The organism is Phycisphaerales bacterium (assembly GCA_029268515.1).
Taxonomy (GTDB): Bacteria; Planctomycetota; Phycisphaerae; order Phycisphaerales; family SM1A02; genus JAQWNP01.
The window spans coordinates 326,746-344,693 of record JAQWNP010000001.1; the positions used below are offsets into that span (position 1 = coordinate 326,746).

A 17,948-nucleotide genomic window follows, 5' to 3' on the forward strand; every position below is an offset into this window, starting at 1 on the left:
GCGCGGGTCGATTCCCACTGAACATTCTTGATCCAGTGGTGAAATACCCCGAAGACTTGAACGACGACAGCATCGTCGGAGGCGGAGACCTTGGGCTGCTGTTGACCACTTATGGCGACGGCTAGCTTGAATCGAAATGCCACGACCTCAACCTGTGCCGGGCAAAGGCCTCAGTGGATGGTGATTGTTGCGCCAACCCTCCCTCAGGGCCCCATCTGGTTGGTGCGACCACCGGTGGTGATGGTTGTCGAAGATCTCGGTATGCTCTGTGTAGAGGATGAGTAGCACAAAGATGCCTCGATGGAACCAGTCCACATTGCTGCCGAGATGACCGGGGATGTACCAGAGCACCCGACTTAGGACGTGCACGGAACCCACCATCTTCGAAGATGAGTCCATCGAATGACGCATGAAGGAATGAACCAATGATCGATATCTTCTTCGGTAACGACGCAATCTGGTTTTCTGCCTTCGCTTTCGCCGGCACCGCCATCTTTGTCCTCAGACTGCTGCTCATGTTGGTTGGAGTCGGAGACCTTGATGGCGGAGACGTCGATTTTGCAACAGAAGGCGACCCCTCGATCGGCCTACTGTCTATCAACGGTATTGCTGGAATCCTGATGGGCTTCGGCTACGGCGCACTCATTTCCTACCGTTCAATCGGCTGGGAGTTCTTTCCTTCGATCGTAGTCGGTCTCGCATGCGGCCTCGCAGTTGGATGGATGATCGCAATGATGTTTCATTCGATGAAGAAGCTTGAAACCAGTGGGAACATCGATTCGAAAGATGCTGTCGGTAAGAGCGCAGCGGTGTACACCAAGATCCCTGACGACCCCAACTCAAGAGGTCGAGTCAGAGTGATCATTGACGGCCGGATGCGCTATTTCTCAGCCCGAAGTAAAACTGGCAGCTTTGCAAGAGGATCTCAGGTCTACATCAGTTCAATGGATGACGACCGAACGGTGCTTGTTGAATCGCAGCAATCAGACAGCACGAAATAAAGGATGTAGGTCACATGTCATACCTGAGCAATCTCACTCTCTCCACGATTTCAAGTTCAGACCCGTCAAAATGGGTCCCACTGATCGTAGGGATTTTCGCGCTATTGCTTGTGGTGCTCTTTGCACTGATCTTCTTCTTGAAGCAGTATCGGAGATGCCCCTCCAACCGAATCCTGGTTGTCTACGGCAGAGTCAGTGGTAAACGAGCTGCAAAATGCCTCCACGGTGGCGGAACATTCGTATGGCCAGTCATTCAAAGCTACGCCTACATCGGTTTGGAACCACTGGTCATCGACATCCCTCTCCAGGGTGCCCTTTCGCTGAACAACATTCGCGTGAACGTACCCTCGACCTTCACCGTTGGTATCTCGACCGATTCCATCCTGATGCAGAACGCGGCGGAACGCCTACTGATGATGAGCGAGGACTCAATCAGAGAACAGGCCCAAGACATCATCCTCGGACAGCTCCGACTGGTCATCGCAACCCTTTCGATTGAAGAGATCAATAAGGACCGTGAGAAGTTCATGGCGTTGATCAATGAGAACGTCGCGGAAGAGATCAACAAGATCGGCCTCGAACTGATCAACGTGAACATAAGGGACATCACAGACGAGAGCGACTACATCGAGGCGATTGGCAAGAGAGCCGCTGCCGAAGCAATCAACCGCGCCAAGGTCGAGGTCGCACAGCAGGAGCGTGACGGTTCGATCGGGGAAGCCGAGGCGTTGAGGGAACGCGATGTCCGTGTGGCTGAAGAACAATCCAAATCCGAACAGGGTCGCAAGGAGGCCGAGCGTGCGCAACGAATAACCATTGCAGAACTCGAATCCAAGGCGATCACCGGCGAAGTCGAATCGAAGCGAGACTACGAGATCGCTTCCGCCGAGCGAAACTCCGAAACAATTGCCGCAAGTAAGGAAGCCGAACAGGAACAACGTATCCAAGTGGCGAAGGCCGAATCCCTCGCCATCGAGGGCGAGAACACGTCGAATGCAGAGATCGCCGAGTCCAACGCACGCCTGGCCGAAGTACGCGCCCATGCTCAGCAACGCTCAGAAATTGCATCCGCCGAAGCCCAACGCGCGATTCTCGATAAGGAACGCGATGAAGAGATTGCCCGGCTCAACAAGGAGATCATCGCGCCTCAGGAGATCGCAAAGAGGCAGATCGAGATCGCCGCGGAAGCCGAGGCCGAGAAGGTACGTCGAGAAGCCCTGGGTGAAGCTGATGCAATCCTGGCTCGTTACAAGGCGGAAGCAGAAGGCATCCAAAAGGTGCTCGAAGCAAAGGCAAAGGGGTATGCAGAACTGGTGGAGAGCTGTGGAGGGAACCCCCAACTCGCTCCGACACTGCTGCTGGTCGAGAAGCTCCCGGAACTAGTGAAGGAGCAGGTCCGGGCGATCAGCAATCTGAAGATCGAAAAGATCACCGTATGGGAAGGTGGTCGTGGCGAGAACGGTCGAAATGCCACGAGCAACTTCCTCTCGGGGATGATCGGCTCCCTGCCTCAGATCCACGAGCTTGCCGAACAGGCCGGGATCGAACTTCCCGACGTGCTCGGTTCAGTCGGAAGCAAGAATCAGAAAGTCCAGCCAGACCAGACTGTCCAGATGGGCAAGCCTCTCTCGGATCTCCAAACCGAAGAAGAACCGAAGAAGACTCCCCCACCTCATCCCACGGAGTAAACCTTGCCCTCGGCGCGGCCTCAATTCAGCAGCGAGACCATGACAATCAGCCACCATCACCCCAGTGGCCACAGCACCAGCTGGGTCGGGCAATAGCTGACCAAGACCTGAGGTACACTTCTAGCACCATGGGCTCTCGCAACAAAAAAGCCAACCATCGCTACCAAGCCCCTAAGGGCACTCGGGACTTCGACCCAGATGTCATGGCTGTACGTCGACATATAGAGAGCGCCTGGCAGCAGGCCTCTATCGATCACGGTTTTGATCAAGTTGATGGGCCTACCTTTGAACATCTTGATCTCTACACAGTCAAGTCCGGCGATGAGATTGTCTCAGAGTTGTTTAGTTTTAGGCGCGCTGGCGGAGATGTTGACTACGCACTGCGGCCTGAGTTCACACCCACCCTGGCACGAATGATTGCCGCCCGTGGTGCTGCACTACCAATACCCGTCAAGTGGTTCTCAATTCCAACACTCTTCCGAGCCGAACGCCCCCAACGTGGTCGCTTACGTGAGCATGTACAGTGGAACGTTGATGTGGTTGGCAGTGGTGGCCCTGCATTTGATGCGGAAGTTATTACCACCGCCATTGATGGATTGGCGCGGCTTGGCCTCACGCCAGCACAAGTACAAGTAAAAATAAGTCATCGACAAGTCGTTGCTGCACTACTGAGTTCGCTTGGCGTCGCTGACACTGATATCCCTCAGGCCTTCACGCTGATTGATCATCGTGATCGCATGCCAAATGAAGTTTTCAGTGAGAAAGCTGCTGCGATTGGTCTCACTGCTCCCCAGTTAGCACAATACGAACAAGTTGTTGCAGCAGCTCAAGCCATTGGTCATGGCGGCCAGAAAATTCCTGAGATTGAAGGCCTGCCTTCAGATGCACTCGGCGCTTTTGAGGAGTTAAGAGATGAGCTGACTGCCCGTGATGCAGATGCCTGGTGTCACTTTGACCTGGGTATTGTGCGTGGCCTCGCTTACTACACCGGGTTGGTCTTTGAAATCCATGAAACCAGCGGCGCGGAACGTGCGGTTGCTGGCGGCGGGCGATATGACAAGTTGGTTGAGCTCTTTGGCGGACCAGCGATGCCGGCCTGTGGCTTTGGCATGGGTGATGTTGTGCTCGGGCTGGTTCTCGAAGACAACGGTTTAATCGAACCCGCAAAGCTCAAGCCCAGGCCAGATCTCTTTCTGATCTCTGATGGTTCAGAAATTGCTGAAACCACGCTTGTTTCTTTGGCTGCACGACTGCGCCGTGAGGGCCTCCATGTCAGACATTCGTATAAAGCAACTCGTAACGTTGGCAAGTTACTTGGCGAGGCAGGAAAGGTTGGCGCCCGAAAAGCCGCTATTCTTGGTCGTGAGTTAGAACACGGCCATGTCACTGTCAAGGATCTTGATGCTGGAACTCAAAGTGAGGTCAGCTTAGACGATCTCGCTTCCACCCTGTAATAGATATAAAGAAGAAGGCTATGAGCATTCTCATTGTCACTGCAGTTGAGCAAGAAGCCCAGGCCGTTAGTGGTTTGCCTGAGGTACATGTAGTTACAGGTGGCGTTGGCAGATCAAACGCCGCTGCCGCAACAACTCAAGCCGTGCTCGAAGAGGGACCTTTTGAATTGGTCATTAGCTGTGGTATCGCTGGCGCCTTACCGGAAAGCAGTTTAGAAACTGGTGACATCTTATTGGCAAGCTGTTGCATCTATGCAGAAGAAGGCATCGTGACACCTGATGGATTTGACACCATGCAACGCCTCGGCATCACACTCGGTGACTTTGAAGGCAACGTTGTACCTGTTGCAGATTATGCAATGCAGGCTTTGGAGGGCCTCTTTGAAGAGGGGCCGATCGCAACCGTCGCAACCTGCTCGGGCACAGATCATCAAGCGGCGATGATTGCCGCTCGTACTGGTGCGAGAGCAGAAGCGATGGAAGGTGCAGCTGTTGTCCACGCTGCTCGGCGACTGGGCATTCCTGGGCTTGAAATACGCTCTATCAGCAACCAAACTGGCAACCGCCAGGGCCAGCAATGGAACATCCCTGCTGCGCTCGAAACACTTCGTATGGCCGTTCCCCGCCTCATCGAGACCCTGATGTCAGCCTGATCATCATCATCTTGCTGCCCTTATGACAATCGATTTGCTGAAAAAGAGAGCAGCCCTCATGAATTCTAGGGCCCGGTAATCTGAAGCTAGCCCCGATGATTCCTACGCCAGCGTGGTTATAGGACTCTGGAGTCGGGCATTTCGTCGCCGAATGCCGTAATCCACATCTACCCACTCAGATCCGGTCATCTCCCCTCAACCGGGGCCCTCCAAGGGACGATGAAGTAAGCGAGCAAGCCCAATCGGGCTCGTCGTAGTGTTCTTCATGACTGGAGGCAGGCACCCTATGGGCCTTGGTATGTTCTCTGCACAACCTTCGCCAATTGCAATTGACTTCGGCTCATCAAGCCTGAAGTTGCTGCAAGTCTCTAGCGCTGAGCAACCTGATTTGCTCGCTGCTGTTGAGATTCCTATTCCCTCGCAAATACGTGGCGATCTCGACAAGCAGATGGAGTTCTATGCAAGCGAACTTCCACCGGCCCTCAAGAAGGGCCAGTTCAAGGGCAAGCGTTGCATTCTCTCTATCCCTTGCCAGCAGAGCATCATCCAGCATCTGCAGCTCTCCGGCGTCACTGAGTCAAACATGGAAGATTTGGTGCAATCCAATCTACAGATTCAACTCAACTGCATGCCTGGAAGCCTCGTCTCCCGATCTTTCCCTGTCGCCAGTGTCTACCGTGACGATCAACCAGCGACAGAGATCATCACCCTGGCGATTCGACGTGAGTTGGTGATGCGTTATGTTTCGATGCTCAAGAAGTGCAAACTCACCGCCGTGGGTGTGCACTCCGAACTCATGGCGATGATCCACGCTTTTGATCATTTGAATCGCCGTGATTCTGATCAAAATACAAGCACACTCTATGTTGACTTTGGATGGAGCGCCACTCGCGTTGCCATCGCACATGGCAGTAATCTCGTTTTCGCCAGAGCGATCGCACTTGGTGGTCGTGATCTAGACTTACACATTTCTGACAAACATCATTGTGATATCTCAGCAGCTCACAGCCAGCGACTCTCGCTGATGAACCAAACAGAAGTAGCACACACAAGTCATTCTCCTGAAGGCATGGCCATCTTCAAAGCTGGCCTTGCTCAAGGCAAAGCGCAAGAAGCCGCTATGAGTAATCAAGGTGGTGTCGCTGTTCAGACGGATCGGCGTATTGGTCAGATTGCACCAGCTCTACGCCACGACATAGGCGGAGCAGATACACATTCCCCGATTGAGGAGCTCTCCCTAAAAGAAGTCATAGATACAATGACTGATGAACTATCGATGTGTGTTCGTTATCACGATGGCCTTTTCCCTGGACGTCAAATTGATCGTGTTGTCATGGTCGGTGGTGAAGCACGTCAGAACTGGCTCTGTCGAACACTTGTAAAATCTTTGCGTCTTCCCGGCCAGTTGGGTGATCCACTCGCTCGTCTCGCCTATTCCAGTAATTCAAACGTGACAGGTCTGACTTTCGGCCAGCCACAGCCCGGCTGGGCTGTGCCCTGTGGCCTGACAGCCTGCTCGATCGATCTTTAGGAGCCCTTCACATGCCTAGCAAGAGCTTCCTTCCTGATGATTATGTAGAAGAACGACTTGATCTCCGCGCCAACATTATGAGTGGCGTGCTCTTCGTAATCGTGATGCTTGGTGTTATTGGCGCCTTCTTTGTTACCAATCAAAAGTGGCAGACCATCAGAACTGCTCAGGCAAAGGTCGCCCAGAAGTACGAAGAGGCTGGCCGACAAATCTACGAGCTCACAGAATTAGAAGAGCAAAAGAAGTCAATGCTCTCCAAAGCCGAAATGGCATCAAGCCTTGTTGAACGTGTGCCTCGATCGATCTTATTGGCTGAAGTAATCAATCGTATGCCTGATCAACTCAGCATTCTCGAATTTGATCTCACTTCTGAGAAGGTACGACAACTCACAACAGATCCTTCGACCGGTTCGAATCGTCCTACGCGAGGAAAAACACGCTCAGACGTTGCAAAGGAACTTGATCAACAACCAGCACCCAAATTCCGAGTGAAATTACAAATCACTGGGCTCGCTGTCACAGATCTTGAAGTCTCACAATTTATTCACGCTTTGAAGAACTTTGAGCTTCTCGAAACAGTGTCACTGGAATACTCCGAAGGCAAAGAGATTATGGATGAGGAATATCGTGAGTTTCGTATCCATGTCACGCTCAATGAGACCGCAGATATCAGCAACATCACACCGTTACAGATCCCTCGAGGCCCCGGCGGACAAGTCGCCCGTGCTGTTATCCCTGAAACAGATTCACCAGTAAGAAGCCACACCCTTGCTCATGAACAATTGAGGAACCAATAGCCATGCATATTGGAGCACGACAATGGATCTTCTTTATCTTGTTAGCCACCGTCCCACTGGCTGCGTACTTCTACGTTTTTGAACCTCGCAACAGTGAGATCAGCCAGATTCAAGATAAACTACGTGTCAAACAGGCACGCCTTACACGCTTAGCTGAGATGGAGCGCACCATCTCTGATCTCGGTTCCATGATTGACCAAGGCCGTGACGCAATCGATCAGCTTGAACTCAAGCTACCATCGAAACAACATGTTGATGTCATTCTTGCTCAGGTATGGACCATTGCCAGCCGCAATGGCTTGGAGCCACAGTCATTTAAGACACAAGCAGAGAGACAGGTTGGTTCCTCAGACTATCGCGAAGCGCCCCATCGCATCGAGATTGAAGGGTCATTCGATGGCTTCTATCAGTTTTTATTGGAGCTCGAAGCGTTGCCTCGAATCACCCGTGTTCATTCTTTATCGATCCGTCACTCAGGTGGCCCTTTAGGACCACGCAGTGCAGATCGTGACACAGGCCTCATCAACGCTGACTTCATTCTGAGTATTTACTACGAAGGCTAGGAATGGTCTTTTTTCGTCCGGAGCATGATCATGAATTTAAATGATCCAAACCAAACAAGTGAGGGACAGGAGTTCGAGGGCAATAGCCTTGACCCTGTCTTTGATGAAACCCTTGATGCGATGAATTCCGGAGGCAACACCGGGCGTGGTTCACGTGCCCGCCGCCTGCGAACAGGGGCACTGCTCTTGTCCGGTGCCATCGTCCTTGCATGTGGATCACTGTTTTTCTTAGGGAAGTCTGTACGAAACGCGGCTGCCACGACTGTCAATCCCGTGTTTGAGCAGGTTGACACCTTCATCACCACCTTGACCGGCGGGAACGAAGAAATGCCCGTCAACATTTTGGCAGTTGCTGCAGAAACGGATCGAGCTATTCTTGAGGTACTGAGCGAACCATATACAGCTCGCCAGGTGCTACTCCAAGATGTTCAGCGGAATCCATTTGTGCTATTGACCGCATCTGTCTCAATGCCGGATCCGAACGATGACCTAAACTCAATCGGACGGCACTCAGAAGCTCGTTGGTTGTCGGATCAAAAATCCAGACGCAGTGATATTCTCAAAGCGGCCGAAGAGCTGAAGGTCAAATCAATCATTATGGGCGCTGTCGCTCTTGCGAACGTCAATGGTTCCATTGTCCGAATCAATGACTCTATTATGACAGATGCAGGTATTGAATTCAGAATTAAGGCGATTGGAAACACTGCGGTGACTGCATCTGCACGTGCGCCTGAACTTGATTTAGAAGTCGAAGTTGTTATTCCCCTGAAGCGGAACTAATCCGCTCTCACAAATGGGGACAGACTCAAGTTTATGGAGTATCGACGGTGGGTAAGTTCGATCTAGATGACGTTTTAAAAGAACTTGGTGGTATTGAAGCAGGTCTTGAACACGACGGCACCGATAAAGCCAGTGCTGACAATCGTGCTGCTGATTCCAAAGAACCAGCTGTAGGCACGGAGACAGACCACCATGACCTCGACCGAGTCATCGGTGCGCCTTCAGTTAACTCCGACTCCACAAATAGCGGCGTGCCGATCTTCGTGCGCAATGATCCAAGCGAAACGCCACGCCCTCCAGATCTTACTGGTCGAGGCCTTGGCGAAGAAGCAACCACATCTATGGCAGCTGACGACGCCAATCCAAACCGCATCAGACCAACCGATGCGCTACGGGAAATTTACTCACCAGAAGAAGATGGCATAAGCCAAGAACAAATAGATCTGGGCAGCTGCCTCGTTGAAAGAGAAGTGATCACGGCCGAATTACTAACGAGTGCTCAGCGGGTCATTAAACAATCACCTGGTAAGCCACTTGCAGATACGCTCATCGAAATGGGCGCTTTTGAAGCAGACATCCAAGCCATTGTCGCAGAAATCAATCGCCTCTCTTTCGAACGACTGGACCTTGACCAAGAAGACGCCGTTGATCTGAAATTACTCAATCGTCTTGGAGCAGATTTCTGTCGACAAGCTTTTATACTTCCGCTTCGAAAAGAGGGCACACGCCTTGTCGTTGGAACAGCAAGTCCGGATGATGTATTTCTGCTGGATGATGTCAAACGCCGACTCAAGGTTAGTTCAGTAAAACACGTACTCCTCACCCGCGCTGATATTCGAGCGGTACTTGATACTGCCACCGATACCGAAGCGGAAGAGTACAACATTGATGAACTGTTGAGCGATGTTGAAGAAGACGATGTCGAAGTACTTCGTGCCTCTGATGAAGATAAGTCTGTCGATGATGAAGCTGACAGCTCCCCAGTTGTTCGTTATGTCAATCATATTATTCAAACAGCACTCAAAGAAGGTGCATCAGATATTCATATTGAGCCTGAAGAAAAAGCACTCAAGGTTCGATTCCGAATCGATGGTGTTCTTTATGAAGTCCTGACACCGCCAAAGAAACTATTCGCAGCAATTACATCACGTATAAAAATCATGGCAAACTTGGATATTGCCGAACGCCGACTTCCACAAGATGGTCGGATCCGCGCCAATGTTCATGGCCGCAAAGTTGATCTACGTGTGTCGACCGTACCAACTGCTCGGGGCGAAAAGACTGTACTTCGTATCCTCGACAATCGCGCCATTCAGGTTCCATTGGAAGACTTAGGCTTCTCGACGGAACATTTGACTCACTGGAAGCACCAAATCACACAACCGCACGGGATCATCTTGGTGACGGGACCAACTGGCTCTGGTAAAACGACCACCCTTTATTCATCACTGCAGCAGATGGACTTACGTAAGCTCAACGTGGCTACGGTGGAAGATCCCGTGGAGTATCAAATCGGGAACATCACACAGATCCAAACCCATGAACGCATTGGATTGACTTTTTCTAGTTCCCTTCGCTCCCTGATGCGTCAGGACCCAGATGTCATCATGATTGGCGAAATTCGTGATCAAGAGACTGCAACAATCGCAATTCAGGCATCACTTACTGGACACTTGGTTCTCTCAACATTGCATACCAATGATGCGCCATCCTCGTTGACACGTTTAATTAACATTGGCATTGAGCCATTCTTGATTTCATCCGCCGTCAGCACTGTGCTGGCTCAGCGATTAGTCCGTTGCAATTGCTCACACTGCCTGACAACATCAGAGCTTCCTAAAGAGCTCGAAGATCTGGTACGCGATTCTGGCGTCAATGCCAATAATATTAAACAAAGCACTGGCTGTGAACGATGCCGAAATACTGGCTATCAAGGTCGAGTTGGCCTTTATGAACTACTGCATATCGATGACACCATCCGCGATTCTATCGTTGCAAGCCCCAACGTCACAGAGCTACGAAATCTGTGCGTCCAACGCGGCATGATCACCTTACGCCAAGATGGTTTTTCAAAGGTTGATCGCGGAATTACCACCATTGATGAAGTACTACGCGTCACTGAAGATAGTCGTTAAAGAAACATTACGGCCAGAATGCCGTGACGACTAACACCGCAAAGATAACGACACCGATCAGGAACTTACCCATTGTTCCTAACAGTCGACCAATCGTGGCACCGATTGCTGCCTTAGCCATCGTCCCACCGCCAACTTGATTGCGACCAGTCATCTCACCAATCAATGCGCCCACGAATGTTCCTATCAATGCGCCAATAAGAGTACCGAGAATTGGTATCGGAATGAATGGCGTCAACGCAATAGCGCCGACAATCCCACCAATAATAGCTCCGATCATTCCTCGCTTCGTACCACCTCCTTTACGAGTACCAACGGCACCGGCGATGGCTTCTAAGACCTCACCGAGAACTGCTAGAACGACGCAAACACCAATCCATATCCAACCGAACGTCTCTTTGTCTTCACTGCCAATCCACATGGTGTCAATCAACTCAACCCCAACAGCCAAGATCAACATAAGCCATGTGCCAGGCAAACCCAACAAGACAAGGATGAGGCATCCGGCCGCCAAAAAGGTGAATATCAGAGCAACAAGATATGAGATTATGAGCATGACGCCTGTATCATGATGTAATGACATCATGTCCGTCAACATCCCTCAATATTGTTGCCCTTGCTGTCTTGCTCACAACACTTGCTGCTGAGCCTCTTCGGGGACAAGATTTCAAGCCAGATAACGCCGCATACTGGTACCAGCAAGCAAGTAATGAGATTATGGCACTTCCTGAGGAAGATCTCAACGCCATCTATCTCTACCTTGAAAACCCAATAAGGACTCCCAATCAGCGAGTGGTCAGTGCAATGGAGCGATGCAAAGGCGCCATCGCCCTACTCCACAAAGGTGCCCATCGGCAATACTGTGATCACCACTTAGATTACTCACAAGGCGTCAGCTTACTTGTGCCTCATCTTAGCCCACTTCGAACTGCATCAAAAATTTTGGCTGCCGATGCTAAATTGAATTTAGCACAAGGCAACACCAACAAGGCTGTTGAGAGTCTCAATGCGGGCTATCGCATATCTGATCATACCTCCAGTGATTCACTATTTATAAGCTCTTTGGTTTCGGTCGCTAACTTTACAAGTGTGGACCAGCAAGTGCAGCAAGCTCTTGATCGAGCAGAGCTTGAACCCAGTAACTGTGATCGTTTACTCAGCGCCACGAAGCAACTTAGAGAGAAGGATTTTAATTTCCTTGAGTCCATGGCTATGGAACAAGTAATGATGAGCAATTGGGCGATTCGTGAATTCGAGTCTCCCGGGAGTACTGACTTATCTTTCGAGGAACTTCAAATAGATCCACTGCTGATAACACAGCGCTCACTTGACGAAAATATAAGAGAGTATGACCAAGCCATGGACGAGTTTATGGTCATCTTTCAAGAAGAAGATCTCTTAGAGCAAGAACGAAAACTCTTAGAGTGGAGCAACTTTGTTGAGGGCGGAGGCTATGGCCAACTGGCTGCTCAATTGACGCCCGCATTTGACAAGGTCGCTCAACAGATCACTGCCACGAATTTACAACTCGATCAACGCATCGCCACGCTGGAAAAGATTGCCAGCGGCAATTTAAAACCCGCAGAAAAAGTCAATGCGGCAATCATCTACCAAAACGCTTTTACCCGGTACAAAGAAATACCAGACGAACAGAAGCTTGCTTTGTTAGCAATTGACCCTGGGGCTCCATACCAAACCGGTCCAACAATCAATCAGGAAGACATCACCGCTGCCTTAGCACTGTTTGCCGAAGCAGCAATGCTGGAACAGTGCGATTTTTCAGTACTGCTTCCTGAACCAAGTGCACCACTTGGCCCCTGGTACACCGCTCACATGAGAAACGGGATTCGAGCGATCTTGTTACGAGCTGCTTACCATCTCGCCAACAATCGATTTGAAGATGCCACCGCTGATTTAAATTCTGCCTACCGCATGATCCACCATCTAAGTGAAGACCACCGTCTCTTAAGTGCAATGGTAGCCCAACAAAGCATACGTGAAGCAAATAGAATTCTCGCCCGAATCATCGCTGAGAAACCACAAGATCCGATAGGCAAAGACTTACGACAAACGGTCACCAACCTGTCTGTTTCTGATCCATTTGGGTACATTCAGGCAATTGAAAACGACACGGCTGACATTCGTTTTTGGACGACCTCTCATAAGCACATAGCGCCGTCCATGTCCAGTGCTGACCTGCTCACGCTTATGGCAATCATTGATACGCTTGCCCAGGCTGGAACCGATCGTAACAACATCAGATGGACCGAGGTTGAATTGATGCCTCGCATCATTGACTTAGAAGCGCTCGAACAAGCTCGACAACGTGCGCCGCAAATGGCTTACCTCTTGAAGAGCAAAGAAGTTCAGATGATTATTGATTCTGGTTTGCCAGATATTGCTTCTCTCACACAACGAAAACAAGATGCTCGTTCTGATATACGGCAAGTCTGGCGATTACTAGACAAAAAAGAGATCGGAAACAAGAGCTCTCCGTCTGTCAGCGAATGAATCTCAGTCGACTAAAGTTGGGCACAATTCCTGCCCCACCTTTTGATAGAGGAAGCGGGGCTGGGAAGTAAACAAAGAACGCTTTACCAATCAACAAACGACGGTCCACTAAGTACGGGCTATCGTCGATCTGCGCCGCAATAACTGGAGCTGGGTTTCCCCATAAACGAGAGTCGAGTGAAAGCATACTGTTATCGCCAAGCATGTAGAACTGATCCGGCCCGAGCTCTGCAAATCGTCCAGGGCGGGTTCCGTAACCTGGCATTCCCAAGCCCACCAAATGCTCCTTGCCTGGTGGCGTTGGGTTCCGATCGACAGTCGCCGACTTTGTCATGACTGGCCGATAGTACAAATCACGACTGACCTCAAGATGCGTCAGTGTCATTGGTGACCCCGAGAATTCCAGAGCAAGGCTCGTCTCCGGTATAGAGGTCAAATACAATTTAGAATCAGTCTCTGCTACATCGATTTGGCCCGTCGCAAAACGAAGTCTATCAACCGGCGACCATTGATAAAGCAATGGCTCGACGGCCGCTGACCCATTGATGAATAGGTACATTGCTTGGTCAACCCGCCAACACTCAATACTGATTGATTTACCCGGCTCAGGCCAAGCAAAGGGTGCGGAAGATTCTGTCCACACACTTCCATCACTATCAAGCCGCATGCGAACAATGGCTTCGTCCTTTGTCAGCACAAATTGGAAGACATGGCTCTGAGCAACAATCTGCACGATGGCTTCACCGTCTGGCTCTTGAGCAACAATATCAAATGCGATTCTCAAATCGCTGACATTAATAGTCGGCTGTGGAGAGGAAAGCATGTTGTATGGGAGCCAATCATCAAGTCGCATCCTCTTGTTATCCCAGACAAGTCGACTGATCCCCATTCCATCACTTTTATAAGATCGGCTCTGTCGAACATCCCAGGCTTCCGGTGGATCACTTTGCCAAGGTGGTCCTGAAAAAGAACTAAGGCTTGAATCACCAGGAGGCAATCGCACTGCCCCTCCTCGATCACTCCGTTCTACACCAGGATTACGTCGCAAAAACTGCTGACGCGCTTGCGTATCGGCGACATACCAAAGTTCATCTGGTTCAATCGGAATATAATCACTTCCATACACCAGTTGCCAAACATCACGTTGGATATCTTGCGGCTTACGTTGAATTGCAAAGTCAGGACGATTCTCTGTTTTTGTAAAAACATCTCCGTCAGCAAGCCACAGTGTTTCATCTGGTAGTCCCACCAGCCGCTTAATGTAGTTGGCAGAGGGGCCAAGAGGATCGGTCGGATTTTTGAATACGACGACATCCCAACGGCTCGGGTTCAGCAAGGCATATAAGCACTTCAGAACAAGAATGCGGTCGCCCATACGAGGTCTTGGGAGTGGCTCCATTGGCTTCTGCACTCTGATATCACGTCCTAGCATTGGTGAAACAAGGACACCACCAAATGCGGCCCGCGTCGCATCCCAGCCAACCGAAAATGCATAGGACGTCTGTGAATCATAAACCTGTTCATGTTGACCTAAGAGGGTCGGCGCCATTGAGCCGGTTGGTATAACAAATCCCTCGACAACAAAACCTCGGAATGTCATTGCCAATACAAATGCAACAATCAGCGTCTGGATGGTGTCCATCGCTGTGTTACCACTGGTGACCTCTGAAGATTCGCTTGTGCGACTTCCAGACTGACTCGATCTGTGATCAGAATGCGGGGGCATATCAGGCATTCTAGCAGGCTACGGCCAAGACGAAGAGACACTCTTGGAATAAGCAATGCACTAGGAGAGCTACTTTCTACGCATTTCCCTCAGAGGGCTTATTGCTCCCACCACCTGGACGTCGCCTTCTACGACGCTTGCGTTTACGCTTCGGCTTCGCACTCGACTCCGTCGACGAGCTCTTGGTTGATCCTTGTGCTGCTTGGTCTTCCGCAGCTGGCCCCTTGTGTTTCTTAGGTGGATTGGAACCATCGCCCTGCTTGCCGGCGCTGCCGCGATTGCCACGACCGCGACGCTTCTGTCCTGGCTCACGCCCAGATCGTTTGGAGGCTTCTTCCTCACTTAGACCACGAAGTGGATCATCGGGTTTGGCTGCTCCAGGTTTGGGGCAAGCGTCTGGATCCATCAAAGCCTCGACGGGTACCGCAACTTGGCGTCGGTCCTCTTCTAATTCAACCAGGACGAGTTGCACGAGCACTTTAGAATCCAAGACAATTCCAGGTCCCTCTGGTGTGCCTACTCGTGTTTTACGATGTGGTAATTTCGACTTCAGTTCTTTGTAGGTTTGATCCTCATATCGAAGACAACACATCAAACGCCCACAACGTCCAGAAATCTTAAGTGGATCCAGCGTTGCTTTCTGCACCTTGGCTGATCGCATTGATACTGGCTTCAGCACTTTAAGAAAGTTCTGACAACAACAGTGCTGACCACATCGTTCATAGTCAGCAACGAGCCTTGCCTCATCACGAGCACCAACTTGACGCATCTCAACACGAGCCTTTACTTGAGAAGCAAGACCCCGTACTAACTCTCTAAAGTCAACCCGATCTTCCGACATGTAATAGAAAGTCATGATCTCTTGGCCGAGTATTGGCTCCACATCAACGATCTTCATATCCAGATTAAATTTCTTTACGTCAGCTCGACATGTGCTCAATAAGGCTGCTTTATTGCCATTAAGCTTCGACTGTTGATTGAGATCCTCAACTGTGGCGACCCGCAGGACTTTACCCTTGGTGTAAAAAGGGTAATCCTTACCGCCACTTTGATCGATGTACTTCAACATTTCTTTGCGTGTGAGGGATTTTCCGCAACCCGCATTTGAGCATGTCGTGGTGAGCATCTCCACCAGTTCTGTGCCGCGATGTGTACGAGCAACAAGCTTGGTCCCACAACCTGGCGAAAGATCGCCTTCATAGGCATATTCACCAACCCATCGGAGTGCTCCAAAACGCACCACTAAGGTCTCTGGAGGTGACAATTGAGCATGCTGCTCTTCGATCGTCAATCCATCACGATGCTTGGCGTCAGCATCTGCTTCAAAGACTGGTAAGGGGACAATTGACATATATTGATCCAATGCGTTACGAAACAAGTTGCAAAATAAGACGAGCCTTCATGACTCAAATTGAACACAGGTGAACCTGTGCCGCTCCGTCAAGGAAGATTTTGCAGCTTAGAATGTCATCAGGATGGTTTTTTATACACCCAGACAGACCTGACACTGCCTGGGTTCCAAACGCATTGAAGGCTTAAGTATACCAGGACCATCACCAAAAACGCAGCGAAATATGCCGAGAGATCCTACCCAAAGCACCCCTCAATCATGCCGCGGCAAGGTTTTACTGCTCCAGGTCCATCTCGCCAGACAGCAGGGCATGTAGGGTTTTGCGCGTTCGCTTCGAGAACATGAGACGAATGGGAACCTCGCTAAATGGAAGCTCTTCACGCAAACGATTCATAAGGTATCGCTCGTAGCGGCCACGAAACAGCTTGGGACGATTGACAACCAACGCCAAGGTTGGGGGATTGGTACTCACCTGAGAAGCAAAGTACAACTTTGCTTGTGTACCCAAGCGAGATGACGGCCCTCGCTTATCCATAATGGCCCCAACTACAGTATTGATCTTCGCGGTACTTTCACGATGCGATGCTTGCTCATGAAGATTACAAGCAAGGCTCAGTAAATCTCCCAATCCATCACCCTCAAGAGCACTCACAAAGATAATTGGCGCAAAGTCCAATCCGCGCAACTGACTCGTCAGATATTCTAAGAATTGATCAGGTGTCACCGTCTTTTCATCAACCTGATCCCACTTATTCATCACCATGACCGTGGGCTTGAGTTGCCGCTGTAACTCCTGCGCTAACTTTTGATCGACCGTTGAAATTGGTTTTGTCGCATCAATCAATAGCAAAACAACATCTGCCCGTCGGATTGCTTGGAGCATACGGTGATACGCATAGTATTCAATCGAGTCTGCCAGACTTTTTTTCCGTCGTAAACCCGCTGTATCAATTGCTATAAAATCACGCCCGTCAAATTCAATTTTGACATCAATCGCATCGCGTGTTGTGCCTGCAATTTCTGAAACAATCACCCGATCTGTGCCTGCTAGCGCATTGACGAGCGTTGATTTACCTGCATTTCTCTTCCCAACAATTGCAACCTTTAGTGGGCCTGCCTCATCTTCCTCTTCACTAGGAGGCATGCCATCTACGCGTGTCCACATCAAATCCAATAGTGTGCCCATGCCAAAACCATTCATCGCAGACACACACGCTGGCTCACCCATTCCCATTGCAGCTGCTTCAAGCGCCGATGGAACCCATGAGTCACCATCAGTCTTGTTCGCTACGATCGCCACACGATCGACGCATCCCCATTTTCTTAGTAAAGATGCCACCGTCTTATCCAGACTTGTAGGACCAGCCTGGCCATCGATGACAAATAAGATTAAAGCAGCGTCCTCAATTGCCGTTCGAATTTGATGCTCAATCAGTCCTGTCAGTTGCGACAGATCTTCGCCAGCATCTGTAAATCGCTTGCCGTCGGCCGAATAAACACCCCACCCTCCGGTATCGATCAACTCGATATCTTTAGGCTTCGATCCCGATGGAGCCTCAAGGGGCGAGTCAACTTCAATCACAGCGCTGACACGATCCCGCGTCACACCTGGCGTCGGGTCGACGATAGAAATTCGCTGCCGCGTCAACCAGTTCAAAAGACTCGACTTGCCCACATTCGGGCGACCGACAATAGCAACCTTCGGATAGACCATTCGGGCGATTGTACTGCCTGAAAGGCTGCCTCGGTCGGATCTTT

15 protein-coding genes are annotated in these 17,948 nt (G+C 50.5%); 11 read left to right on the forward strand and 4 right to left on the reverse strand.

The genetic code is table 11. The features are described from left to right. The first annotated feature begins 126 nt into the window (after nt 1-126). From P8J86_01305 to P8J86_01350, 10 genes are all read left to right on the forward strand, one after another. Nucleotides 127-285 (forward strand): hypothetical protein, encoded by a 159-nt coding sequence (locus P8J86_01305; protein ID MDG2053323.1) that lies wholly within the window; start codon nt 127-129, stop codon nt 283-285. Nucleotides 286-425: 140 nt separating this feature from the next. Further along, nucleotides 426-1,001, forward strand: a complete 576-nt coding sequence (locus P8J86_01310; GenBank protein MDG2053324.1) for a hypothetical protein — start codon at nt 426-428, stop codon at nt 999-1,001. A gap of 14 nt (nt 1,002-1,015) precedes the next feature. Then, the gene (locus P8J86_01315) at nt 1,016-2,689 is read left to right on the forward strand and encodes an SPFH domain-containing protein (GenBank protein ID MDG2053325.1); all 1,674 of its coding nucleotides are present in this window, start codon (nt 1,016-1,018) and stop codon (nt 2,687-2,689) included. Nucleotides 2,690-2,817: 128 nt separating this feature from the next. Continuing rightward, nucleotides 2,818-4,143 (forward strand): histidine--tRNA ligase, encoded by a 1,326-nt coding sequence (gene hisS / locus P8J86_01320; protein MDG2053326.1) that lies wholly within the window; start codon nt 2,818-2,820, stop codon nt 4,141-4,143. A gap of 20 nt (nt 4,144-4,163) precedes the next feature. Further along, nucleotides 4,164-4,796 (forward strand): futalosine hydrolase, encoded by a 633-nt coding sequence (gene mqnB, locus P8J86_01325; GenBank protein MDG2053327.1) that lies wholly within the window; start codon nt 4,164-4,166, stop codon nt 4,794-4,796. 286 nt (nt 4,797-5,082) lie between these two features. Then, on the forward strand, nt 5,083-6,327 hold the full coding sequence (gene pilM / locus P8J86_01330; GenBank protein MDG2053328.1) for a pilus assembly protein PilM: 1,245 nt from the start codon (nt 5,083-5,085) through the stop codon (nt 6,325-6,327). Nucleotides 6,328-6,338: 11 nt separating this feature from the next. Then, nucleotides 6,339-7,124, forward strand: a complete 786-nt coding sequence (locus P8J86_01335) for a PilN domain-containing protein (protein MDG2053329.1) — start codon at nt 6,339-6,341, stop codon at nt 7,122-7,124. A 2-nt stretch (nt 7,125-7,126) separates the two neighbouring features. Beyond that, complete coding sequence (gene pilO, locus P8J86_01340; GenBank protein ID MDG2053330.1) at nt 7,127-7,687, forward strand: type 4a pilus biogenesis protein PilO; 561 nt, start codon at nt 7,127-7,129, stop codon at nt 7,685-7,687. Nucleotides 7,688-7,717: 30 nt separating this feature from the next. Continuing rightward, nucleotides 7,718-8,467 carry a hypothetical protein gene (locus tag P8J86_01345; GenBank protein ID MDG2053331.1) on the forward strand — a complete coding sequence of 250 codons (750 nt, stop codon included), beginning with the start codon at nt 7,718-7,720 and terminating at the stop codon, nt 8,465-8,467. A gap of 47 nt (nt 8,468-8,514) precedes the next feature. After that, a complete protein-coding gene (locus P8J86_01350; GenBank protein ID MDG2053332.1) occupies nt 8,515-10,602 on the forward strand; it encodes a GspE/PulE family protein in 2,088 nt (695 codons plus the stop codon). A 7-nt stretch (nt 10,603-10,609) separates the two neighbouring features. Here P8J86_01350 and P8J86_01355 read toward each other — a convergent pair whose 3' ends face one another. After that, on the reverse strand, nt 10,610-11,188 hold the full coding sequence (locus P8J86_01355) for a DUF456 domain-containing protein (GenBank protein MDG2053333.1): 579 nt from the start codon (nt 11,186-11,188) through the stop codon (nt 10,610-10,612). Here P8J86_01355 and P8J86_01360 point away from each other — a divergent pair. Continuing rightward, nucleotides 11,179-13,113: an SIMPL domain-containing protein gene (locus tag P8J86_01360; protein MDG2053334.1), complete on the forward strand. Its 1,935-nt coding sequence runs from the start codon at nt 11,179-11,181 to the stop codon at nt 13,111-13,113. The two genes, P8J86_01355 and P8J86_01360, sit on opposite strands and share 10 nt — an antisense overlap. Here the strand turns inward: P8J86_01360 and P8J86_01365 are convergent. The 3 genes from P8J86_01365 to der all read right to left on the reverse strand — a co-directional run bounded on the left by P8J86_01365 (nt 13,103) and on the right by der (nt 17,904). Beyond that, nucleotides 13,103-14,839 carry a S26 family signal peptidase gene (locus P8J86_01365; GenBank protein MDG2053335.1) on the reverse strand — a complete coding sequence of 579 codons (1,737 nt, stop codon included), beginning with the start codon at nt 14,837-14,839 and terminating at the stop codon, nt 13,103-13,105. The two genes, P8J86_01360 and P8J86_01365, sit on opposite strands and share 11 nt — an antisense overlap. Before the next feature lie 76 nt (nt 14,840-14,915). Next, nucleotides 14,916-16,190: a regulatory iron-sulfur-containing complex subunit RicT gene (gene ricT / locus P8J86_01370; GenBank protein ID MDG2053336.1), complete on the reverse strand. Its 1,275-nt coding sequence runs from the start codon at nt 16,188-16,190 to the stop codon at nt 14,916-14,918. Nucleotides 16,191-16,464: 274 nt separating this feature from the next. Continuing rightward, nucleotides 16,465-17,904 carry a ribosome biogenesis GTPase Der gene (gene der / locus P8J86_01375; GenBank protein MDG2053337.1) on the reverse strand — a complete coding sequence of 480 codons (1,440 nt, stop codon included), beginning with the start codon at nt 17,902-17,904 and terminating at the stop codon, nt 16,465-16,467. Nucleotides 17,905-17,948: the final 44 nt, after the last annotated feature.